Origin of the sequence: Streptomyces venezuelae (genome assembly GCF_008642275.1) — a bacterium.
Classification (GTDB): domain Bacteria; phylum Actinomycetota; class Actinomycetes; order Streptomycetales; family Streptomycetaceae; genus Streptomyces; species Streptomyces venezuelae_E.
In genome coordinates this window covers 859,047-881,675 of record NZ_CP029189.1, presented here as the reverse complement: position 1 = coordinate 881,675, position 22,629 = coordinate 859,047, and the positions used below count along the sequence as shown (strand labels likewise).

Here is a 22,629-nt window from a genome sequence, read left to right as displayed (position 1 = left end):
GACGCGCCCCACCGGGTGTCGGACTGAACGGGTGTTCGGAAGACGCCCGGCCCGGGCCCGTCACCTGCCCGCCGTCGTCACCGCGGATCCGGCTCCCCGACGATCGTCCTCGTCTCCGGTGTCCGGGGTGCCTCCGACGAGTGGACCCACGTCACCGACGCCGCCCGGCCGCAGCGGTCAGGAGCGCTGAGGGGCCGCCCCGCCGCCCCCTGGCGCGGCCCCGCCCGCCGTGGTCGTCGCCGCGGCCTCGTACAGCCCGCGCAGCAGGCCCAGCGCCTCCCGCAGCCCGCCGGGGCGCAGCATGCCGGGGGCGGGTACGGGCCCCGCCCAGCCGGGGCCCGCGAGGAGGACCGTCGTACGGGCCCGGGCCCCCTTGACACCCCAGGCGGTCTCTGCGACGTGCCGGGCCAGGGCATGGTGCGCGGTGGAGCGGGCCTGGGCCCACAGCACGACCGCGGCGGGTCCCGTCCGGCGCACGGCCTGGACGAGTGCCTCCGGTGGCACCGCCGCCCCGTACATCCGGGCGGGCAGGCCCACTTCGGCGAGACCGGCGGCGAGCGCCTCCAGCGGGAGGGTGTGCTGCTCGCCCGGTACGCACGCCAGCAGGATCGGGGGCGCGCTCGTCCGGGGCGCGGACGGCGCCCCCATGCCCACGCGGCGCAGCGCGGTCGAGACGTGCCAGGAGAGCAGGTGCTCGACCTCGACGTACTGGTCGCCGGAGGTCTCCCACTTGCGCCCCACGGCGTGCAGGGTCGGCACCATCACCTCCTCCCAGGTGGTGACCAGGCCGTACTCGCCGATCAGCGAGCCGAGCATCTCGTCCATGGTCGGTGAATCGAGGCGGACGGCGGCCCGGCCCAGCCCCCGGCACTCCTGGCGCACGTCGCCGAGTGGCAGGCCGTTGCCCGATCCCGGCTCGCGGGCTGGTGCGGGGGAGGGGGAGGGGGCCGCGGACGGGGCGGGCACCGACCCGGCCCGCGCGGCGCGCGCGGCCCGCGCGGCCTCCGCGGGCGGCACGCCCGACGCGGTCAGGCGGCACATCTCCTGCAGGACGGCGATGTCCCCGGAGGTCCACCGCCGGTGCCGGCCGTCCTCGCGGGCGGCCGGCCCGATGCCGTAGCGCCGGTCCCAGGAACGCAGTGTCGTGGGGGCGACCCCCAGCCGTCGCGCCACGGCCCCGGTGGTGACGCCGTGCGCGGATTCGTGGTGCTCGTCATGCCTTGCGCGCTCGTCACGCGGTGCGCGCTCGCCGGACCGTGCGGACTCGTTCATACCTCCATCATGCGACGCACAATCGATGCGAGTGGAATCGATGCGCGGACGGGCCGGAGTCTGGACGGGAACGGTCCCGGCCCGAGGAGCAGTCGCCATGAGCGCACAGAGCGTCACCGTCCGGCCGTCCCCCGTGACCACGGCCCGGGAGCGGCTTCCCGACCAGGAGGTCGCCGACGGCTTCGTACGCGGCGACGAGCGGTGCCTGGGCGCCGCGTACCGGCGCTGGGGCGGGCTCGTCCTCGCCCTGGCGACCCGCACCCTCGGAGACCCCCGGGAGGCCGAGGACGTCAGCCAGCAGGTCTTCCTGGCCGCCTGGCAGGGCCGGGCCAACTACCGGCCGGACCGCGGGCCGTTCCCCGGCTGGCTGGTCGGCATCACCCGGCGCAAGATCGCCGACGCCCTCACGGCCCGCACCCGCCGGCTCGACCTGGTCGCCGCGGCCGGCGCCGCCCTGCCGCCCGCGGGCGAACCGCCGACGGGCCCGGAGACCGTCCTGGACCGGCTGCTCGTCACCGGCGAGCTGGCGAAACTGCCCCGCGCGCAGCGGGAGGTGCTGGCCATGGCCTTCTACGCGGACCTCACCCAGGCCCAGATCGCCGAACGCACCGGGCTGCCGCTCGGCACCGTCAAGAGCCACGCCCGGCGGGGGATGCACCGGATGCGCCACTGCCTCGGCGGCGAGACGCGCGGGGGCGGCGGAGGCGCCGGTGGCGGCGGGGCCGGCGGCCGGAGCGGGCCGGCCGGCCGGCACCCCGCGCACCCGTCGGAACAAGATCCCATCCACCGGCCGTCCGGCACCGAAGTACCCGTGAAACGCCCGGCACCGGCCGTGCGGGGCAGGCGAGCGCGAGGGGTTGAGTGACGTGGACCGTCGGAGAGTCGCTGTGGTGGGCGGGGGCGTGGCAGGACTGACGGCCGCCCACATCCTGCAGAGCACGTACGACGTGGTGCTGTACGAGGCGGACGACCGCCTCGGGGGCCATGCCCACACCCATGAACTGCCCACCGAGGACGCCGGAACGGTCCACGTGGACAGCGGATTCATCGTGCACAACGAGCGGACCTACCCGCACCTGCTGCGGCTGTTCCGCGAACTCGGCGTCACCACCCAGGAATCCGAGATGAGCATGTCCGTCCGGTGCGACGGCTGCGGCCTGGAGTACGCGGGCGCCCGGGGCGCGGCCGGACTGCTCGGCGGAGGCAACCTGCTGCGCGGCCGCCACCTGCGCATGCTCGCCGAGGTCCCGCGCTTCCACCGGGCCGCCCGGCGGCTGCTCGACGCCCCCGACGACGGGCAGACCCTCGGGGAGTTCCTCGACGGGCGCGGCTTCTCCCGGTATTTCGTCGGCCACTTCGCCATCCCGCTCGTCGCGGCCGTCTGGTCGTGCGCACCGGACACCGCCCTGCAGTACCCCGCCCGGTACCTCTTCCGCTTCCTGGCCCACCACGGGCTGCTGTCCGTCAAGGGATCCCCGCAGTGGCGTACGGTCACGGGCGGTTCGGCGAGCTACGTGGCCAAGGCCGCCAAACACCTGACCTCCGTCCGGACCTCCACTCCGGTCCGGGCCGTCGTGCGCGCCGCCGACCACGCGCGCGTGGTCACCCCGGACGGCGACTCGACCCCGTACGCGGCCGTCGTCATCGCCGTCCACCCCGACCAGGCGCTGCGCCTGCTGGCCGATCCGACCGAGGACGAGGTCCGGATCCTCGGCGCGTTCACGTACTCCCGCAACCCCACCGTGCTGCACCGGGACACCTCACTCCTGCCCCGTTCCGCGCACGCGGGCGCCTCCTGGAACTACTGGCTCCCCTCCTGCTCGGCCCGGCCCGAGTCCGTCCAGGTCAGCTACGACATGAACCGGCTCCAGCGGCTGCCGACCGCCGAGCCGCACATCGTCACCCTCAACGCCCGCGGCCGCGTCGACCCCTTCGACGTGATCGCCCGCATGGTCTACGAACACCCCGTCTACACCCCCCGGTCCGTCGCCGCACAGCAGGAACTGCCCCGGCTGAACACGTCCGTGACCGCCTTCGCCGGCGCCTACCACGGCTGGGGCTTCCACGAGGACGGGTGCCGCTCCGGCGTCGCCGCCGCCGAGGCCCTGGGGGTGCGGTGGTGAACGGCACCTCCGCGCGGCGGGACGACCCGCCCCGCGTACCGGCCCTGTACGAGTGCACGGTGGCCCACACCCGCAACACCCCCGTCCGCCACGCCTTCCGGCAGCGCACCTACCTGTGGCTCGTCGACATCGACGAACCGCCCCGCATACCCCGGGCGCTGCGCCCACTGGCCCGCTTCGACCCCCGCGACCACTTCGGCGGGCGGGCACCCACCCTGCGCGCGGGCCTGGAGGCGCAGCTGGCCGCCCACGGGGTGAAGAACGCCGACGGGCAGGTCCTGATGCTCGCCCACGCCCGGGTCCTCGGGCACGTCTTCAACCCCCTGACCCTCTACTGGTGCCACGACCGCGAAGGCACCCCGGTCTGCGTCGTCGCCGAGGTCCACAACACCTACGGGGAGCGCCACTGCTACCTGCTGCGTCCCGGTGCCGACGGACTGACCGACGTCCCCAAGGACTTCTACGTCTCGCCCTTCTTCGCGGTGGAGGGCTTCTACCGGATGCGGCTGCCCGTCCCCGGCGACCGGCTCGACCTGACCGTGCAGCTACGCCACGACGACGGGACCTGCCCCTTCACCGCGACCGTGACCGGCCGCCACCGCCCGGCCGGTGCCCGCGCCCTGCTGGGTGCGGCCCTGCGCCACCCCTGGTCCACCGCCCGGGTCTCGGCCGGCATCCGCTTCCAGGGCATCCGCCTCTTCCTCCGCGGCCTCCCGGTCCGCCCCCGTCCCGTCCGTCCCCCGCAGGAAGGCACCCTGTGACCGTCTCGTACATCCCGGCCCACGAGCGCGCGCTCGCACCCGTCGACCCGGCGCGCTGGCCCGACGTGGCCCGGCCGCCCCGCGCCTCGGGCCTGCGTACCGCCCTCGCCGAGCGGATCATCGGCCGGGCCCTCGCCCGGCTCCCGCTGCGGGTCCGCCGCGGCAGCGGCGAGCCGCCCGCGTACCGGGTTCCCCGGCAGGCGGAAGCCCTGCCCACCCTCACCCTCCACGACCCCGAGGCCTTCCACCGCCGGATCGGCGTGGACGGCCTGATCGGCTTCGGCGAGTCCTACATGGCGGGGGAGTGGGACAGCGACGACCTGGTGGGCGCCCTGACGGTGCTCGCCCGCCACGTCGACGACCTGGTGCCGGCGCCGCTGCGCCGGCTGCGCGACGCCTGGGTCCGCAGGCGCCCCGAGCAGCAGCGCAACACCCCCGAGGGGGCACGGGAGAACATCCACCGCCACTACGACCTGTCCAACGAACTGTTCACCCTGTTCCTGGACCGGAGCATGAGCTACTCCTCGGCCGTCTTCGCCGCGTTCCCCGCCTCACCCGCCACCTTCACCGCCGCCCAGCACCGAAAGATCGACCGGCTCCTCGACCTCGCGGACGTCGGCCCGGGCACCCGGCTGCTGGAGATCGGCACCGGCTGGGGCGAGCTGGCGATCCGGGCCGCCTCCCGGGGCGCCCAGGTGGTGACCGTGACGCTCTCCGCCGAGCAGCGCGACCTCGCCCGCGCACGCGTCACCGCAGCCGGCCTCGGCGACCGGGTCACCGTCGAACTGCGCGACTACCGGCACGTCGAAGGCTCCTTCGACGCCGTCGTCAGCGTGGAGATGATCGAAGCGGTCGGCGCCGAGTACTGGGCCACCTACTTCGCCGCCCTGCGCCGGCTCCTCGCCCCCGGCGGCCGCGTCGCCCTCCAGGCCATCACCATGCCGCACGAGCGCATGCTCGTGACCGCCCGCACGCACACCTGGATCAGCAAGTACATCTTCCCCGGCGGGCTCATCCCCTCCCGTGAGGCGATCGCCCGCGCGAGCGCGGCGGCCGGACTGAGCACGGTGGCGGACGACGGCTTCGGCGACCACTACGCGGAGACGCTGCGGCTGTGGCGCGAGGAGTTCGACCGACAGGCCGACTCCGTCGCCGCCCTCGGCTTCGACCGCACCTTCCACCGCATGTGGGAGCTCTACCTCGCCTACTCCGAGGCCGGATTCCGCTCGCACTACCTGGACGTACGCCAACTGCTGCTCACCGCCGACCCGGTGCCCGGGGCGACCCCGTGAACGCCGCGGCGGCGCAGGTCCTCGCCGACGGCGTCGACTGGGGCGCCTTCGCGGTCAACCTCGCCGTCGCGGCGGGCGCCGCCCTCGCCGTCATGCTGGTCACCTTCGCCATCGGCACGGCGAAGGGCCTGCACCGGATCGTCGACGTCGCCTGGGGGATCGCCTTCGCCGCAGTGGCACTCACCAGCTACCTGCTGTCGGCCGGACACGGCGACGACGCCCGGCGCCTCGCCGTCGCCGCCATGACCGTCGTCTGGGGACTGCGGCTCGCCGCGCACATCGCCCGCCGCGGCCGGGGGCACGGCGAGGACCCGCGCTACGCCCGCATGCTCGCCAGGGCGCCGGGCAGCCCCCGGCTCTACGCCCTGCGCAAGGTGTACCTCCTGCAGGGCGCGCTGGTCTGGCTCGTCTCGCTGCCCGTGCAGGCCGCCTCGTACGCGGCCCTGCCGCTCGGGCCGTTCGCCGCCGCCGGCCTGCTGCTGTGGGCCACCGGGCTGCTCTTCGAGGGCGTCGGCGACTTCCAGCTGGCCCGCTTCAAGGAGATCCCCGGGAACCGGGGCGCGATCATGGACCGGGGTCTGTGGAGCTGGACGCGGCACCCCAACTACTTCGGCGATTTCCTCGTCTGGTGGGGTCTTTACCTGCTGGCCTGTGCGACCTGGCAGACTGCGGCACTCACACTGGTCTCACCGCTGGTGATGAGCGCGCTGCTGATCTGGGGCAGCGGCAAGAGACTGTTGGAGGCGCACATGGCGGACCGGCCCGGCTACGCCGCCTACGCCGCCCGCACCAGCGGGTTCTTCCCGCGCCCGCCGCGCCGCATACCCCGGGAGGCGGGGTGAGCGCCGGGACCGAGCGGGACACGGAGGCCACCGGCGAGGGCCGCGCCCTGGTGCTCCGTACGTCCCCCGCGACGCCGGCGGCCGCGGTCCTGCTGCTGCACGGAGGGCGCGAGTCGGGGACGGAGCCGCCGCCCCTGGTCAACCTGCCCGCGCTGCGGATGCGGCCCTTCGCGGCCGCCGTCGCCCGCGCGACGCGCGGGCGCGAGGTCCTGGTGGCGGAGGTGCGCTACCGGCACCGCGGCTGGAACGGCGCCCGCTGCGACGCCGCCCGGGACGCGGAGGAAGCCCTCGCGCGCCTGCGCGGCCTCGCCGGGGACGTCCCGGTGGTCCTCGTCGGTCATTCGATGGGCGGCCGGGCGGCGCTGCGGGCGGCCGGCGCGCCCCTGGTCCACGGCGTGGTGGCCCTCGCCCCCTGGTGTCCGCCGGACGAACCGGTGGACCACCTCGCGGGCCGCCGGCTCTACCTGCTCCACGACGAGCAGGACCGGGTCACCTCGGCCGCCGGGTCCTGGGAGTTCGTCCGCCGGTCCCGGCTCGCGGGCGCCGACGCCACCGCCATCCCGATGCCCACGGGCGGTCACGCGATGCTCCGCGGCGCCGGCGCCTGGCACCGGCGCACCGCGGCGCTCGTCACCAGCCTGGTCACCCGGGACTGAGCCGCGCCCCGGGCTGCCGAGCCACTACGGGAGGGCCCGGCGTCCCGCCCCCGGGCGGCGGGACGCCTCTCAGGGGTGAACGACCAATCCGGTGGCCGCGGCGCCGCGAAGGCACGGGTGTGAGCATCGACAAGGCAGTCATCGGGCGGGGAGCGGCGGCCGCGCTGGCCGGGCTGGTGTCCGGCTACGCGGCCCTGGCGCTGGCGGAACTGGCCGCGGCGGGGATCCGGCCCGAGGCCGGTCCGGTCACCGCCGTCGGGGGAGCGGTCGTCGACCGCACACCGGCCGGGGTCAAGGACTGGGCGATCCGCACCTTCGGGGCCGACGACAAGCTCGTCCTGCAGCTCGGGATCCTCGCCGTGACGGCCCTCCTGGCGATGGCCCTGGGCCTGCTCGCCCTGCGCAGGCGACGGACCGCGGCAGCCGGCGTGTTCCTCTTCGGCCTGGTGGGAGCGGCGGCCGCGCTGAACCGGCCGGATTCCGGCGGGCCGGCCGACGCCCTGCCGTCCCTGGTGGGCGCGCTGGCCGGAGCCGCCGCGCTGTACGTGCTGACCGGACCGCTCGTGACAGCCCGGCCCCCGGCCGCCCCGACGGCCGGGGGCACCGGCTGGGACCGCCGCCGTTTCCTGCTGCTCACCGGCGCCGCCGCGGCTCTCGGCACCGGGACGGGGGCCGTGGGCCGGGCCCTGAACTCGTCGCAGTCCGGCGACGCGATCGCCTCCCGGGAGGCCGTGGTCCTGCCGGCCCCCGCGTCACCGGCGCCGGACCTGCCCCCGGGCGCGGCCCTGCGCGTCCCGGGGATCAGCCCCTTCACCACGCCGAACAAGGACTTCTACCGCGTCGACACGGCGCTGGTCGTCCCCCGGGTCCCGGCGGACACGTGGCGGCTGCGGATCCACGGCAAGGGGGTGCGCCGCGACCTGAACCTCAGCTTCCAGGACCTGCTCAACCGGCCCCTCGTCGAACGGGACATCACCTTGACCTGTGTCTCCAACGAGGTCGGCGGACCGTACGCGGGCAACGCCAGATGGCTCGGCGCCCGGCTCGGCGACCTGCTCGCGGAGGCCGGCGTACGCCCCCCGTCGCAGGGCGGACCCGCCGACCAGCTGGTGGCCCGCTCCGTCGACGGCATGACGCTGGGCACCCCCGTCGAGGACGTCATGGACGGCCGGGACGCCCTGCTCGCGGTCGGGATGAACGGTGAGCCGCTCCCGTTCGCCCACGGCTTTCCGGTGCGGATGGTCGTACCCGGCCTGTACGGGTACGTGTCGGCGTGCAAGTGGATCGAGGACATCGAGCTCACCACCTTCGACGCGTACGACCCGTACTGGGTGAAGCGCGCGTGGGCCCCGCAGGCGCCGGTCAAGACCCAGGCGCGCATCGACACCCCCAAGCCCTTCGCGCGCCCCGCCGCGGGCACGGTGACGGTGGCCGGAGTCGCCTGGGCCCAGCACCGCGGCATCGACCGCGTCGAGGTCCAGGTCGACGACGGACCGTGGCAGGAGGCCGATCTGGCCACCGAGGACACCCGCGACACCTGGCGCCAGTGGTCCTACCGCTGGCGGGCCACACCCGGTACGCACACCCTCACCGTCCGCGCCACCGACCGGACGGGCGAGACCCAGACCGAACGGCGCGCCCCGACCCTCCCCGACGGAGCCAGCGGCCGGCATTCCGTCGTCGTCATGGCCGCAGAGGCGTAGGACGGGTGTCGGACAGGGGCGGAACAGGCGTCGGACCGGCCGCGGAACGGCGCCGGCCCGGTGTCGGGAACTCCTTTCCGGCCGACCTGTGGTGCCACCTCGGCCAAGCCCGCGAGCAGGCCGGTACCCGCCTATTTGACGTGCACCTGCTGGGGCAAAATGGCCGATGTCACTGGCAAATCGGTACGGGAGGGTGTGGTCTTGGCGTTGCTGTCCTTACCGGTACGGCGCCTGCGGGTGTCACAGGGGACGAGTGGGGTGGGATCGGGCCTGCAACGCGCCCAGTCCTTCATGATCGTCGCCACCCTCCTGTACCGGGCGAGCCACCTCACGGTGGGCGCCCTCGCCGTCGCCCAGCGCCGGTCGGAACTCCCCCTGCAGTACGCGGGATTCGCCGCAGCCCTCGGACTGAGCGCGCTGACCTACGGCGCCGCCCTGCGCCGCGGCTGGTTCGACCGGCGCCACATCTGGGCGGACGTCGTGGTCACCGGCTGCGTGCTGCCCCTGGCCCTCTGCGCGTGGGGCGGAGTGCGGGAGCCGCCCGCGATCGCGTGGGCGATGCTGCTGGGCGGGTCGGCGAGCGCCGTCGCGGCCATCGCCCTCGGACGGCTCCACGCCCTCACCGCCATCGCCCTGCTCGTGCTCACCCACGTCATCGGCTACGAGGCGGTGGGCGCGAGCCCCGCCATCCTTCTCGGCCACCTCAACTCGCTCGTCTCCTCCGCCGTCATGACCTGGCTCTTCCGGTGGTACCTGCTCCGCCAGGGCCGGCTCCTCGACGAGGCGAACGCCCGCGCGGTGACCGCGGAAACCCACAAGGCGCGCTACGCCGAGCGGCTGGAACACCACCGGGCGCTGCACGACACCGTCCTCGCCACCCTGACCACCCTGGCCTCCGGCTCGGTCGACGCCAATGCCCCCGAGGTGCGCGAGCGCTGCGCACGCGAAGCCGCGTACCTGCGCCGGCTGATCCAGCAGACCGCCGCGGAGGTCCACCACCGGGAGATCGGCACGGCCCTGGAGGAGGCGGTCGGATCCGTCGAGAGCCTCCAGCTGCGGGTCACCGCCCAGTACCACGACCTGCCCCGGGTACCCCCCGAGGTCGCCGCCGCGCTGGGGGACGCCGTCCGCGAGGCCCTGAACAACGTACGGCGCCACGCCGGCACCGGACACGCCTACCTCACCGCCACCGGGGACCCGGACGCACCGGGGGCAGCCGTCGTCACCGTGGTCGACCGGGGGCCCGGGTTCGACCCCGAACGGTGCGAGCCCGGCCTCGGCCTGCGCGGCTCGGTCCACGACCGGATGACGGAGGTGGGCGGCCGGGCGACCGTCGACAGCGCCCCCGGCGAGGGCGTACGGGTGGAGCTCAGATGGCCCGGGTGATCACCGTCTCGGTGGTCGACGACGACCGGATGCTCCTCGACGGCCTGCGGGCCTGGCTCGGCGGCGTGCCGGAGCTGCGGCTCGTGGCGACCGCCGCCACCGTCGGGGAGCTCCTCGGCACACCGGACGGGCAACGCCCGTACGGCTTGGGGGCGACGGGCTACTCCCCGCCCGACATCGTCCTCCTCGATCTCGTCCTGCGCGACGGCTCGGAGCCCGCCGACAACATCCGGCGGCTGCTGCGGAGCGGCAGCCGCGTCCTGATGATCAGTACGGTGCCCGACCGCTCCCGGATCATCGAGGCCGTCCGAGCCGGCGCCGACGGCTACCTGACCAAGGACCACGACCTGCCCACCCTGGTCGCCGCCATCAAGGACCTGGCCTCGGGCCAGGGCGCGCTCTCCGCGGAACTCGCCTTCGCCTGCGCCTACGACGACAGCCCCGCACGACCCCGCCTCTCGCCCAGGGAACGGCAGATCCTCCTCGACTACGCCTCCGGACTGACCCTGAAATCCGCCGCCCGCCGCGCCGGCATCACCGTCCACACCGCCAAGGACTACCTGGACCGCGTCAAGGCCAAGTACCAGCAGGCGGGCCGCCCCACCTACACCAAGCTCGACCTCGCCCGGCGGGTACGGGAGGACAGCCTCGACGCGGGCTGACCACCCGCGCAAGCCCCCCAAACGGACGGCTACAGGGGGCACGCGCACCGTCCCTATCGTCGTCCCGGCGGCGCCTCGGAGGGCCCGCCGGAAAGGGGACGAGCCGGTGTCCATCTTCTGGCCGGCGCTGCCGGAGGACTGTAGCGCCACGGGCTCGGACGGCGGACCGCACCCGAGGCGGGGGGAACTCGTCGGCCGGGGACCCGAGATGGGGCAGATCATGCTCGCGCTGGCGGCCGCCCGGGCCGGGCGCGGCACGGCACTCCTCGTGACCGGGGAGCCCGGTGTCGGCAAGACCCGGCTCGCCGCCGAGGCCCTCGCCGTGGCCGCCGAGACGAACATGGTCACGGTCCGGGGGCGGGCCGGCGCGGTGGGCTCACCCGTACCGTACCGGCCGCTGGTGGAGGCGCTGCTCCAGCTGTCCCGGGCCGGCCTGCTGCCCGACCCGGAGGAACTCGGCCGCCACGGGCCCGTCATGGCCCGCCTGCTGGCCGGGGCACGGGACACGGACGCGGGCGCCGCCCCGCACCTCGTGGTCGCCGAGACCATGCTGCGTCTGCTCACCGTCGTCGGGGAGCGGCAGGGCTGCCTGCTCGTCCTCGACGACCTGCACGACGCCGACGCCGGCACGCTGGCGGTCGTCGAATACCTCCTCGACCACATCGGACCCCAGCCGGCCGTGCTCCTCCTCGTCACCGGGTGCGCGCCGTGCGCGGCGACGGAACTCGCCGCGCGGGCCCGTCGGCGCGGCGCGGCGGTGCTCGACCTCGCCCCCCTCAGCCGCCCCGACGTGCACCTGCTCATCGCGGCCGAGCTGCGCGTCCCGCCGGTCGAGGTCTGCCCCGACCTCGTCCATCGCGCCGTCGACGGCAGCTCCGGAATCCCCTTCGTCGTCAAGGAGATCGTCCACCACCTCACCGGCCGCCCCGCCCGCCGCGACCCCGGGAGAGAGGCCGTCCCGCCCACCGTCGCGGACGACGTCAGGCGCCGGGCAGGGCGGCTCGGCCCGCTGGGCGTGGAACTCCTCGGCATGGCCGCCCTGTTCGGCCGGCGCTTCGCACTGCCCGTACTGGAGCGCGCCCTCGGCCGTGACCACGCCGAGCTGACGGCGGTCCTGCGGGCCGCGGTCGCCTCGTACCTGATCACGCCCGACGGGCCGGGCGCCCAGTGGTACGGCTTCCGCTACCCGCTCGCCGCCGAGGCCCTGCTGGCCGACCTCGGCCCCGGGGAGCGGGCCGGACACGTACGGCGGCTGGCGCGCGCCCTCGCCGACCTCCACCCCGGGCTGCCCGGGACGTGGTGCGAGCACGCCGCCCAGCTGCACGAGCACGCCGGTGACACCCCCGAGGCCATCCGCCTGTACGCCGAGGCGGCCGGGCGGGCGGCCGCCGAGGGCGCGGTGGACCGGACGGTGGAGCTGCTGACCCGGGCCCACCGGCTCGTCGGACCGGGCACCGCGCCCGAACTGCACGCCACCGTGCTGGAGCGGCTGCTGGACGCCGTCGCCCGTTCGGCGCGGTTCGACCGCCTGCCCGCGCCCGCCGCGCTCCTGGACACCCTCGGCGGCGACGGCGGTGAGCCCGGCCTGCCCGCCCAGCGCCGCGCCGGACTCCACGCCCGGCTGAGCGACATCGCCACCCTGCAGGGCCGCCCCGCCGAAGCCCTGTGGCACCTCGACATCGCCCGCGCACTGCTCGGAAGCCGCCCGGCCGACCAGTACGCCGCCCTCGTCGACCTATCCGCCGCGCAGGTGGAACTGAGCCGGCTCGCACCCGACCGGCTGCGCACCGCCATCCGGTACGCCCACCGGGCACTGGGGGCCGCCCAGCGCGTCGACCTGCCCGAGGTCGCCTGCCGGGCCCTGCTGCTGCTCGGGCAACTGACCCGGGAACAGGACGGGCCCACGGCCGCGGCCCACTTCCGGCGGGCGCGCGCCATCGCCCTCGCCCGGCGGCTCCCCGTGCCGCGCGCGGCCGCCGACGTACACCTGGCCATCGTCGCCGCGAGCCGCGACGGCCGGTCCACCCGGCTCGAAGCGGCCCGCCAGGAGGCCCTGAGCACGGGCCTGCTGCCCCTGGCCCACGAAACCGGCTTCGTCCTCGCACTGGACCGGATCCGGCACGGACGGTTCGACGAGGCCCGCGACCGGATCCGGGAGGCGGCCGCCGATGCCTCCCGGCTGGGACTCGGCCGCCCCCTGGCCATGCTGCGGCTGGCCGAGGCCGTACGGTACGCCCACCAGGGCCGCCGCGCCGAGATGCGCGGGGCACTGGAGCGACTGGCCCCGCTGCTGGACGCGGCGCCCGGACTGCGCGCCATGTCGTACGGGCTGGCGCGGGCGGTCTGCTCGCTGCTGGAGGAACGGCACGAGGCCGCCGGGCAGGAGTTCGCGCAGGCCCTCGCCCACGACGCGGAGAACCCCGCGACGGGCGACTTCGGCAGACACGGCGTCATCCTGCTGCTCGGAGTACTGGCCGGCCGCATGGGCCGGCGCCACCACGCCGAGGCCACGCTCGCCGGCGCCGGCGCCGGAGCCACCCGCTGGAACCGTCAGTTCGCCGGCCTGGCCCACGCCGTGCTGCTCGGCCGCGAGGGCCGCCCCGACGAGGCGACCGCCGCCGCGAGCGAGGCGCTGGAGGCCGCCGAACCCTTCCCCATGGCACGCAGGCTGTGTCTGCGCCTGGTGGCGCAGTCGGCGTACGACGACGGCTGGGGCACGCCCGTCGAGTGGCTGCGCGAGGCGGAGGAGTACTTCCACGACGCCGGCCTCCAGGCGGTCGCCGGAGCCAGCCGGGCGCTGCTGCGCGGGATGGGCGCCCCGGTCCGGCAGCGGCGCACGGGCACCGAGCGCGTGCCGCCGGACCTGCGCCGTTGCGGGATCACCGTCCGCGAGTTCGAGGTGGCCCGGCTGGTCGCCGAACGCATCAGCAACAAGGACATCGCCGGCCGCCTGCACATCTCGCCGCGCACCGTCGAGAAACACGTGGCGAGCCTCCTGCAGAAGACCGGCCATCCGAACCGGACGGCCTTCGCCACCGCCACCCGAGGCCTGGTGGCGTAGGGGTCGGGAAAGCCGGGCCGACGGGCCGCCGCCCGACAGCGGCACCCCGCGCACGATCCGGCCGACGGCGCCCGCTGTGCTGGAGAAGGGCGATGTCAGAGGCGGTGTCTAGCCTCGGGCACATGTCTGAGACCTCCACGGGTGCGCCCGACGACGTGAACGTCCCGCTCGACGAACCGCGGTGGACCGTGCAGTGGGCCGACGGCCCCGCACCGGACCAGCGGCGGCTGCGTCCCCTCGTCGGCCACGGCGGCCCGGTGCGGGCGGTCGCCACGGCGGTCGTCGACGGCAGGCCGGTCGCGGTCTCGGGCAGCCGTGACAACACCGTGCGGGTCTGGGACCTCGCCACGGGCGGGCAGCTCCACGAGCCGCTCACGGGCCGCACCGACCCGGTGTCCGCGCTGACGGCCGAGGTGCTGTCCGTGGCCACCGCGGTCGCCGACGGCAGGCCCGTGGCCTTCAGCCTGCACGGCGACGACGCGGTCCTGGTGTGGGACCTGGCCACCGGCCGCGCGGCCGGCGAGTTCGTCAGGCTGGTGGAGAGCGCCGTACTGGAGGAGCGCCGGGTCCTCCTCGCCCTCGGGGCCGACCGGACCCTGTACGTGTGGGACCTGCTCACCGGCCGCCGGGTCACCGCCTTCCCGTCGGCGGCCGGACTCGCGATGCTGGACGGCCGCCGTGTCGTCCTCACCGTCGACGAGACCGACACGGACCGGACGGTGCGCGTGTGGGACCTGGGCACCGGCGATCAGCTGGCCCGTTCGCTGGAGGTGGTGCGGACCGCCGCCCTCGACGGACGCGTGCTCGCCGTCACCGCCCCGGAGGACGGCCCGGGGGCCGCCCCGGGGGAGCAGGGAGGGTGGGACCTGGCCACCGGCGAACCGGTGGGCACCTCCGCGGCCGCCGCGGTTCTGTCCGCGGGCGAGGACCGGCCCGGCCTGACGACCGTGACGGTGGTGCACGGACGCGCCGTCGCCGTCGGCCTCGACGGCGAGGAACCCCGCTTCATCGGCCCGCTGGCCCTCGCCCGCCAGAACGGCGCCCTGGTACGGTCCCGGGCGCGCGAGACCGCGGTGCTGGACGGACGTACCGTCGCCCTCACCGCCGAGGCGGACGGGACCCTGCGGATCTGGGACCTGGCGGACGTCCGGCAGCGCGCGGACGGCATGCGGGTGATCGCTGCCGTCGGCGCGGGTGACACCGCGCCGGGCTTCCCGCCCGGCCCGGAGCAGGACGGGGACCTCTGGCAACGGCTCTCCGGACGCGGGCACGGCCCTTCCGGCGGTGAGGATCCGGTCCTGCTCACCGTGGAACAGGACGACACGGTGGTGGTACGGGACCGGGCCACCAGAAAGCCCGTCGGACCGCCGCTGACCGGCCACACCGGCCGGGTCTGGGACGTGGCCACCGCCGTCGTGGACGGGCGCACCGTGGCGGTCACGGCGAGCGCCGACCACACGCTCCGGACCTGGGACCTGAGCCACGCCCACGGGGACGGCCCGGAGCGCACCGGCCACACCGGAACCGTCTCGGCGATCACCACTGCCGTCCTCGACGGGCGCCACGTGGTCGTCACCGCGGCCGCCGACCACACCCTGCGCACCTGGGACCTGGCCACCGGCACGCCGGTCACGGCACCCGTGACCGGCCTGGAGGGCGAGGTGACCGCCATGGTCGCGTCGGTGGTGGACGGGCGCCCGGTGATCGTGACCGCAGGCTCCGGCGACACCCTCCACCTGCTGGATCCGGTGGGCGGGGGAACCCTCGGCGAGCCCGTCACCAGCCACCACGGCCGGGTGCTGGCCCTGGCCGGCGCGACCCTGGCCGGCCGGCCGGTCGTGGTCACGGCCGGCGCCGACCGCACCGCGGCGATCTGGGACCTCACCACCCGCCGCCCCGTCGGCGAACCGCTCACCGGCCACACCAGCAGGGTGACCGCCGTCGCGACGGCGGAAGTGGCAGGACGGCCCGTCGCTGTCACCGGAAGCTGGGACAGGACCGTACGGCTGTGGGACCTCACCACCGGCCGGCAGATCGGCGAACCCCTCACCGGCCACACCGACTGGGTGACGACGGTGGCCACCACGCTCGTCGACGGCAGGCCCGTCGCGGTCAGCAGGAGCCGGGACAAGACGGTGCGCCTGTGGGACCTGGCCACGATGCGGGAGACCGGGGAGCCCCTGACCGGCCAGACGGATCCGAACGGGCCCATGGTCGTCACCGTCGGGAGCGGCGGCCGGCCGGTGGTGGCCATCGGCCAGGGCCAGGCCGTGCGGTTCCGGGACCTCGGCACGGGGCGGGAGGCGGGGAACGAGTACGCACTGCCGCTCCCGGCGGCCGCGCTCGGAGCCGCTCCGGGCGGACGGCTCGTGGTGGCCTTCGGACCGGAGGTCACCGTGCTTCGTCCGGCGGCAGGCTGACTGAATCGGACCGTACCCCTCCGGTAGGTCGGGAGAATCCCTGACCCCGCCGGGCGCCCGGTAGCGGGCCGCCGCCCGGCCGGCCTGCCGGCTGAGAGGGCTTTTAGACGGTGTTCACGAGGGTGTCAAGTCCCGAGTTTCCGGAACATGACCCGGATATGGCCCCCGGGGCTTACTTGTGGTGCGGGCCTCACCGGAAACAGAACGAGGCAGACGAAAGAAACGGAATACCTCCCCGAGGATCCCTTCCTTCGCCGACATCACCGCAGCGTCCCGGAAATCCGGGCACGTCACACAACCCCTCTTGAACCCGTAGGAGAAAGTCATGAACCGCAAGATGCGCACCAACAACGTTGTCCGCCCCACCCGTCGCGGTTTCCGCGTCGCCACTCTGGTCGCCGCGGCCGCTGTGGTCACAGGAGGCGTCGTGCTTCCGGCGTCCATGGCCTCGGCCGCTCCGGTGACCACCCACGTGGCTACGGCCCTCCCGAACGGTGGGGGCGCCGGAGGTGACGGTGGCAAGGGCGGTACCGGCGGTCTCGTCGGTGGCGCCGGTGGCGCTGGTGGCTCCGGTGGCGGCAGTGTCCATGGCACCGGCGGCAAGGGTGGTAACGGCGGTGCCGGTGGGGACGGCTTCCTGCTCGGTGGCGCCGGTGGCGGTGGCGGCGGTGGCGGCGAAGGCCGCATCGGTGGCGCCGGTGGTAACGGCGGCGACGGCGGCTTCGGTGTCCTCCAGGGCGGCAACGCCGGTGGCGGCGGCGGGGGCGGCGACGGCTTCATCAAGGGAGGCAAGGGCGGCAACGGCGGCAACGGCGGCTTCAGCTTCTTCAACGGAGGCAACGGCGGCAAGGCCGGGGACGGCGGCTTCGGCGGCCTGTTCGGCGGCGAGGGCGGCAACGGCGGCGCCGGTGGCGGCAGCCTCTTCTGACCGCTCCCCGCAGTACCCCGCTCAACGGGGCGGAGGCCTTCGGGCCTCCGCCCCCCCCACACACACACCTCGTCGGTAAATGTGCCGAAACGGAGAAACCCCTCATGTTCACGAAGTCCTGGCAGCGTCCGATCATCCTGGTCACGGCCTCTCTGGCCCTCGTCACCGGTACGGCGTGCGCCGCGCAGGCGTCGCAGTCCCACACCCCCGCGAACATCAGCGCCTCGGCCCCGGCCGACCAGCCCGAACACTGCGTCGGATTCGGTGCCGGCGGCAAGGGCGGAGAGGGCGGCAAGGGAGGCCGTGGCGGCGAGCCCGGTCAGCCGGGTGAGCCCGGCCAGCCCGGCGGGGTCGGCTGCTTCACGTTCAAGGACCTGCCCGACAAGCCGAAGGCGGATCTGACGGTGGTCGACAAGGTGCGCATCGTGCTCATCGTGATGGCGGCCGACGACTCGGACGAGACCACGAAGAAGATCGCCGAGAAGTACAAGATCTCGGACGAGCAGATCGACACCTGGAAGAAGTACTACGTCGACGGCGACTGGTTCGCCCTGATGGCGGACGACGTCCGCTCATGAGGATCCGGCGCCCCGGCCCGCAGCGGGCCGGGGCGCCGGAGAAACCCCGGGGAAACGCACGGCCGGACGAAGGTCGGGCCCATTCGACAGGAAAGCGGAAGAGCGGGAGACCGCCACCGCGTCAAGGAAAGCAATTTCCAGGCAAGGGAGATCCTCATGCGCACGCGATCCACGAAGTTCCGGCTCGGCCTCGTCATTTCGGCGGCTCTGATCGGCGCGGGTGCGATGGCACCGGTCGCCACGGCCGCCCCGGCGCCCTCAGCCCAGACGGTCTCCGCGTTCGGCAGCGGCGACGCCCGTCCCGGAGGAGGCCGGTTCGACGGCAGGGCGGTGCTCGACAAGGTCAAGGTGGACAAGGGCAGTGTCCGCGTCGGTGACCGGGTCTGTGCGGGCAGCTGCGAGGGATCGGTGAACGGCACCAAGGGCGGCAAGGGCGGTGTCTGCGCCGGGCTGTGCAACGGGAGCGCCAACGGCGGCACCGGCACCACGGGCGTACCGGGCGGCACCGGCGGTACGGGCGGCAAGGGCGGGATCTGCGCCGGGACCTGCCACGGCAGCGCCAACGGCGGCACCGGCGGCACCGGCGGGATCGCCCTGCCCGGCGGAGACGGCGGCAAGGGCGGAACCGGCGGAGACGGCGGCTTCTGCTTCGGCTTCGGCTGCGGGGTCACGGGTGGCCTCGGCGGCAACGGCGGCGCGGGCGGCAGCGACGACTGACCGGCCCGAAGCAGCGGACGCGGACGGTGGCCGGTCCCCCTGGAGGGGACCGGCCACCGTCCGCGTCCGTGTGCCGGTGCCGGTGCCGGTGCCGGTGCGGGTGCGCGCGTGCCCGGGCATGCCCGCAGGGGTGTCCGTACCGCCCCGTACCCGCCCGGCGGGGCGGCACGCGGAAGGGCCGCTCGATAGACTTCCAGGTATGGAAGAGCGGCCCGCCGCCTCCGACGGCGTCACACGGCCGGGTGAGGAGGGCGCCCGATGAGCGAGGCATCCAACCTCAGCGTGTACGCGGGCCGTGCCTCGGGCCTCATCGGCAAGCAGATCGCGGGCTACCGGGTGGAGCGCATGATCGGCCGCGGCGGCATGGCCGTCGTCTACTGCGCGAAGGACCTGCGCCTGGACCGTACGGTCGCGCTCAAACTGATCGCCCCCGAGCGCGCCCGCGACGAGACCTTCCGGCGCCGGTTCACGCACGAATCGCGGGTGGCCGCGTCGATCGACCACCCGCACATCGTGCCCATCTTCGAAGCCGGTGAGACCGACGGCGTCCTCTACATCGCCATGCGCTACGTCTCCGGCCTGGACCTGCGCGCGCTGCTGGACCGCGAGGGCCCCCTGCCCGTGGCGACCGCCCTGCGCATCGCGGCCCAGGTGGCGTCGGCGCTCGACGCGGCCCATGACCACGATCTCGTGCACCGGGACGTCAAGCCCGGCAACATCCTGGTCGCCGCGGGCACGGACAGCGAGCACCCCGAGCACATCTACCTGACGGACTTCGGGCTGACGAAGAAGGCGCTGGCGCTGACCGGGTTCACCACGGACGGGGAGTTCGTGGGGACGCTCGACTACATGGCGCCGGAACAGATCTCCGGCAGGCCGGTGGACGGCCGGTGCGATCTCTACAGTCTGGCGTGCGTGGTCTACGAAACCCTCGCCGGCGGCCCGCCCTTCCAGCGCGAGGAGGACGCGGCGCTGCTCTGGGCGCACCAGTACGACCCCCCGCCCCCACTGACGGAAAGGCGGCCGGGAATCGCTCCCGCCGCCGCCGACGTACTGACCAAGGCCCTGTCGAAGGTCCCCGAGGACCGCTACGGGTCCTGCCTCGAATTCGTGGCCGCCCTGCGCATCGCCACGGGAGGCGGCACCGGCGCTCACGCCGGTCCGCCTCCGCGGGAGGATTCCCGTCCCCCCGGTGTCCCTGGGGACTCCGTGCCCCCGCGGGAGCCCCCGGTCTGGGCCCGGCCGGTGTTCTACGGCCTGCCCGGCGGCCCGTAGACCGCCCCGCCCGTCACGGGCGTTCCCGCTTCCCCGCCGACGTCATCCCTGCGCGGTGTCGTCCCCGCGCGGTTTCCGTGGCCGTCACAGCCCCATGGAGATGGCCAGGCGGGTCATCTCGGCCGTGGTGCTGATGTTCAGCTTGGCGCGGATGCGGCGCAGGTAGGCGTCGACCGTGTGCTTGGAGAGCCCCATCTGGCGGGCCGTCTGCAGGTAGGTGCAGCCTGCGGCGATGTGACGCAGTGCCTCCTGCTCGCGCGGGGCGAGGGTGGGGGCGGTGGCTTCGGTCTGCGGGGCGGCGAGGGTGAGGCTCATGATTTCCTCCGACGGATCGGCCTGGTCATCACTGCTCACGTCCTCGGAAGCAGGGGACGTATACCTGAATGTCGGTGTTTGTCCCTGATAAAGAGCTTGTCGGCGGGACTTCATGGAGCTGTCCGTCGACTGTCACAGGCGCGTCACAGGGAACATTTCCGTGCATATCGCCCGACCTCGTACGCGTCCTCAGTACTCGGTGAGGGACTGCTCCGCCCAGATGGTCTTGCCGATGGCCGCGTGCCGGGTGCCCCAGCGCTGGGCGAGCTGCGCGACCAGCAGCAGACCCCGCCCGCCCTCGTCGAAGGTACGGGCCCGCCGCATGTGCGGAGCCGTGCTGCTCGCGTCGGAGACCTCGCAGATCAGGGTGCTGTTCTTCTCGTGGATCAGCCGCAGCTGGATGGGCGGCTGGCCGTACCTGATCGCATTGGTGACCAGCTCACTGACCAGGAGCTCGGTGACGAAGGCGGCCTCCTCCAGCCCCCAGGCCGTCAGCTGGTCGGTGGTCTGGCGCCGGGCCGTGGCGACCACCGAGGGGTCGGAGGCCAGGTCCCAGACGACGACCTGGTCGGCGTGCAGGCCCCGGGTCCGGGCGACGAGCAGGGCCACGTCGTCGTCCGGGCGGTGGGTCAGCATGGCCGTCAGTACGCGGTCGCACACCGCGTCCAGCGTGTCCGCGGGCCGGACCAGGGCCGCGAACATGCTGTCCAGCGCCTCGTCGATGTCATGGTCACGGGCCTGCAGCAGACCGTCGGTGTACAGGGCGAGGATGCTGCCCTCGGGGAGTTCGACCTCAAGCGTCTCGAAGGGCAGCCCGCCCAGGCCCAGCGGGGGACCGGCCGGAACGTCCAGCAGGTACACCGAGCCCTCCGGGGAGACCACGGCGGGCGGCGGGTGGCCGGCCCGGGCGACCGTGCAGCGGCGGATGACCGGGTCGTAGACCACGTACAGGCACGTGGTGCCGATGCCCCCGGCCGTCTCCCCGCCCGACTCCTGGTCGCCCTCGTCGGCGGACAGGTGGATGACGAGGTCGTCGAGGTGGGTGAGCAGCTCGTCGGGTCCCAGGTCGACGTCGGCCAGGGTGCGTACGGCGGTGCGCAGCCGCCCCATGGTGGCGGTGGCCCGGATGCCGTGGCCGACGACGTCTCCCACGACCAGAGCCACCCGGGCGCCCGACAGCGGGATCACGTCGAACCAGTCGCCGCCCACACCCGCCTCGCCGGCCGCGGGCAGGTAGCGGGAGGCGATCTCCAGCGCAGCCTGGTCGGGCAGCGTGTGCGGGAGCAGGCTGCGCTGCAGTGTCATGGTCGTCGTGTGCTCCCGGCCGGACCGGTACGCGTTGCGGATCCCGGCCGCCGCCCGGGCCGTGAGCTCACCGGCCGTCCGCAGGTCGTCGGGCCGGAAGGGCTCCCGGCGCCGGTGGCGGCTGAAGACGGCCACACCGAGCGTGCCCCCGCCGGCCCGCATCGGCACCACCATGATCGAGTGGGCCCCGTACTCACCGATCCAGGCGGCGCCGGGATCCTCGGCCGCCCAGCGGGCGAGGTCCGGGTCCGCGGCCCCGTACACCGCGCCGTGGCCCGCCACCAGCGCTTCCACGGGCGGCGACAGCGGCGGATAGCTGGTCGTGTCCCCGACGGCGACGCTGGACTCGGGAGTTCCGTCGAGCACCGACCGCGCGGCGGCACGGCACACGGTGACCGGGCCGTCGGCCTGGACCGAGGACGGCTCGTCGCCGCGCGGGAGTGGTTCCAGCAGGTCGACGACCGCGAAGTCGGCGAACCTGGGAACGGCGGCGTCGGCCAGCTCGTGCGCGGTACGGACGCTGTCCAGGGTGGTTCCGATGGGTTCGGCGGCGGCGGCGGCGACGTCGTCCGTCAGGAGCATCTGGTGCTGCACGCTCTCCGACCCGCCCCGGTCGTGCGCGGCCAGACATACGGCGTGCACCCGGCCGTCCGGGTCCCGCAACGGCGCCAGCGAGGTGGCCCAGCCGTGTTCCGCGCCGGCGCCCGTCGGGTGGACGAAGGCCTCCAGGTACTGCGGCTCACCGGAGTCCAGCGCCAGGCGCATCCGGCGCTCGGTCTCGTCGCTCACGGGATCCGGCGCGATCTCCGGCAGCCGTAGCCCCCGCATCTCGGCCTCCGTGAGGGAGAGCGTGCGCTCCATGCCGGCGTTCGCCCGCACCAGTCGCAGGTCCGTGTCGAAGACCGCCAGAAAGCAGGGGGACTGGGTGAACGCCCATTCCTTCATCGGTTCGTCCCAGGGAGAGCGGCGCGTGCCCCCCACGGCCGACACCACGAACCACTTGGTGGTCCCGCCGCTGGACGTCCAGCGGTGGGCGAGCAGGGCCACCTCCATGCGGTGGCCGTCCCGGTGGCGCAGCGCCACCGTGCCGCTCCACCGCTCCTGCTCCGACGGCACCCGCCGCGCCGCGTCACTGAGGACGTCGGCGAGCCGGTGGGCGGCGGGCAGCCCCACGACCTCGGACGGCACGTAGCCGAGCAGCCGGGTGGCGCCCTCGCTCCACTCGGTGACGATGCCCTGTTCGTTGATCGTCGCCGAGGCCGTGTAGGCCGACTCGAGGGAGGCGCCCGTCTCCTCGGGCCGCTCACCAGGAGAGGTGGGAACTTGCTCCATC

The 22,629-nt window shown here is 74.6% G+C and carries 17 protein-coding genes and 1 pseudogene; 15 read left to right on the top strand and 3 right to left on the bottom strand.

Annotated features, from left to right (window positions below; translation table 11 throughout):
• Positions 1 to 177 precede the first annotated feature (177 nt).
• Complete coding sequence (locus DEJ51_RS03870; RefSeq protein ID WP_150256273.1) at positions 178 to 1,272, bottom strand: MerR family transcriptional regulator; 1,095 nt, start codon at positions 1,270 to 1,272, stop codon at positions 178 to 180.
• A 97-nt stretch (positions 1,273 to 1,369) separates the two neighbouring features.
• On the opposite strand from DEJ51_RS03870, the pseudogene DEJ51_RS03865 reads away from it, so the two are divergent.
• From DEJ51_RS03865 to DEJ51_RS03795, 15 genes and pseudogenes are all read left to right on the top strand, one after another.
• A pseudogene (locus tag DEJ51_RS03865) lies at positions 1,370 to 1,948 on the top strand (sigma-70 family RNA polymerase sigma factor); the annotation flags it as partial.
• A 190-nt stretch (positions 1,949 to 2,138) separates the two neighbouring features.
• Positions 2,139 to 3,395 (top strand): NAD(P)/FAD-dependent oxidoreductase, encoded by a 1,257-nt coding sequence (locus DEJ51_RS03860; protein ID WP_190620194.1) that lies wholly within the window; start codon positions 2,139 to 2,141, stop codon positions 3,393 to 3,395.
• A complete protein-coding gene (locus tag DEJ51_RS03855) occupies positions 3,392 to 4,156 on the top strand; it encodes a DUF1365 domain-containing protein (protein WP_223835652.1) in 765 nt (254 codons plus the stop codon). The genes DEJ51_RS03860 and DEJ51_RS03855 overlap by 4 nt, the downstream gene beginning before the upstream one ends.
• Positions 4,153 to 5,448 (top strand): SAM-dependent methyltransferase, encoded by a 1,296-nt coding sequence (locus DEJ51_RS03850; RefSeq protein ID WP_150256266.1) that lies wholly within the window; start codon positions 4,153 to 4,155, stop codon positions 5,446 to 5,448. Before DEJ51_RS03855 ends, DEJ51_RS03850 begins: the two co-directional genes overlap by 4 nt.
• Positions 5,445 to 6,290 carry a DUF1295 domain-containing protein gene (locus tag DEJ51_RS03845; RefSeq protein WP_223835651.1) on the top strand — a complete coding sequence of 282 codons (846 nt, stop codon included), beginning with the start codon at positions 5,445 to 5,447 and terminating at the stop codon, positions 6,288 to 6,290. Before DEJ51_RS03850 ends, DEJ51_RS03845 begins: the two co-directional genes overlap by 4 nt.
• The gene (locus DEJ51_RS03840) at positions 6,287 to 6,946 is read left to right on the top strand and encodes an alpha/beta fold hydrolase (protein WP_150256264.1); all 660 of its coding nucleotides are present in this window, start codon (positions 6,287 to 6,289) and stop codon (positions 6,944 to 6,946) included. Before DEJ51_RS03845 ends, DEJ51_RS03840 begins: the two co-directional genes overlap by 4 nt.
• Positions 6,947 to 7,065: 119 nt before the next feature.
• Entirely contained in the window at positions 7,066 to 8,649 is a 1,584-nt protein-coding gene (locus tag DEJ51_RS03835; protein ID WP_150256262.1) for a molybdopterin-dependent oxidoreductase, read from the top strand.
• Between the two features lie 258 nt (positions 8,650 to 8,907).
• On the top strand, positions 8,908 to 10,035 hold the full coding sequence (locus tag DEJ51_RS03830; RefSeq protein WP_150256260.1) for a sensor histidine kinase: 1,128 nt from the start codon (positions 8,908 to 8,910) through the stop codon (positions 10,033 to 10,035).
• On the top strand, positions 10,023 to 10,697 hold the full coding sequence (locus tag DEJ51_RS03825) for a response regulator (RefSeq protein ID WP_150256258.1): 675 nt from the start codon (positions 10,023 to 10,025) through the stop codon (positions 10,695 to 10,697). Before DEJ51_RS03830 ends, DEJ51_RS03825 begins: the two co-directional genes overlap by 13 nt.
• Positions 10,698 to 10,803: 106 nt before the next feature.
• Complete coding sequence (locus DEJ51_RS03820; protein ID WP_223835650.1) at positions 10,804 to 13,758, top strand: helix-turn-helix transcriptional regulator; 2,955 nt, start codon at positions 10,804 to 10,806, stop codon at positions 13,756 to 13,758.
• A gap of 122 nt (positions 13,759 to 13,880) precedes the next feature.
• The gene (locus DEJ51_RS03815) at positions 13,881 to 16,178 is read left to right on the top strand and encodes a WD40 repeat domain-containing protein (RefSeq protein WP_190620191.1); all 2,298 of its coding nucleotides are present in this window, start codon (positions 13,881 to 13,883) and stop codon (positions 16,176 to 16,178) included.
• Between the two features lie 325 nt (positions 16,179 to 16,503).
• Entirely contained in the window at positions 16,504 to 17,106 is a 603-nt protein-coding gene (locus DEJ51_RS03810) for a hypothetical protein (RefSeq protein ID WP_190620189.1), read from the top strand.
• A 104-nt stretch (positions 17,107 to 17,210) separates the two neighbouring features.
• Positions 17,211 to 17,684, top strand: coding sequence for a hypothetical protein (locus DEJ51_RS03805; RefSeq protein ID WP_150256254.1), 474 nt, complete (start codon positions 17,211 to 17,213; stop codon positions 17,682 to 17,684).
• A gap of 156 nt (positions 17,685 to 17,840) precedes the next feature.
• A complete protein-coding gene (locus DEJ51_RS03800) occupies positions 17,841 to 18,401 on the top strand; it encodes a hypothetical protein (protein ID WP_150256252.1) in 561 nt (186 codons plus the stop codon).
• A gap of 258 nt (positions 18,402 to 18,659) precedes the next feature.
• The gene (locus DEJ51_RS03795; RefSeq protein ID WP_150256250.1) at positions 18,660 to 19,676 is read left to right on the top strand and encodes a serine/threonine-protein kinase; all 1,017 of its coding nucleotides are present in this window, start codon (positions 18,660 to 18,662) and stop codon (positions 19,674 to 19,676) included.
• 84 nt (positions 19,677 to 19,760) lie between these two features.
• On the opposite strand, the gene DEJ51_RS03790 is transcribed toward DEJ51_RS03795, so the two are convergent.
• Together DEJ51_RS03790 and DEJ51_RS03785 are read right to left on the bottom strand one after the other, a co-directional pair.
• Positions 19,761 to 19,991, bottom strand: a complete 231-nt coding sequence (locus DEJ51_RS03790) for a response regulator transcription factor (RefSeq protein WP_150256248.1) — start codon at positions 19,989 to 19,991, stop codon at positions 19,761 to 19,763.
• A gap of 189 nt (positions 19,992 to 20,180) precedes the next feature.
• The gene (locus DEJ51_RS03785; protein WP_150256246.1) at positions 20,181 to 22,628 is read right to left on the bottom strand and encodes a SpoIIE family protein phosphatase; all 2,448 of its coding nucleotides are present in this window, start codon (positions 22,626 to 22,628) and stop codon (positions 20,181 to 20,183) included.
• Position 22,629: the final 1 nt, after the last annotated feature.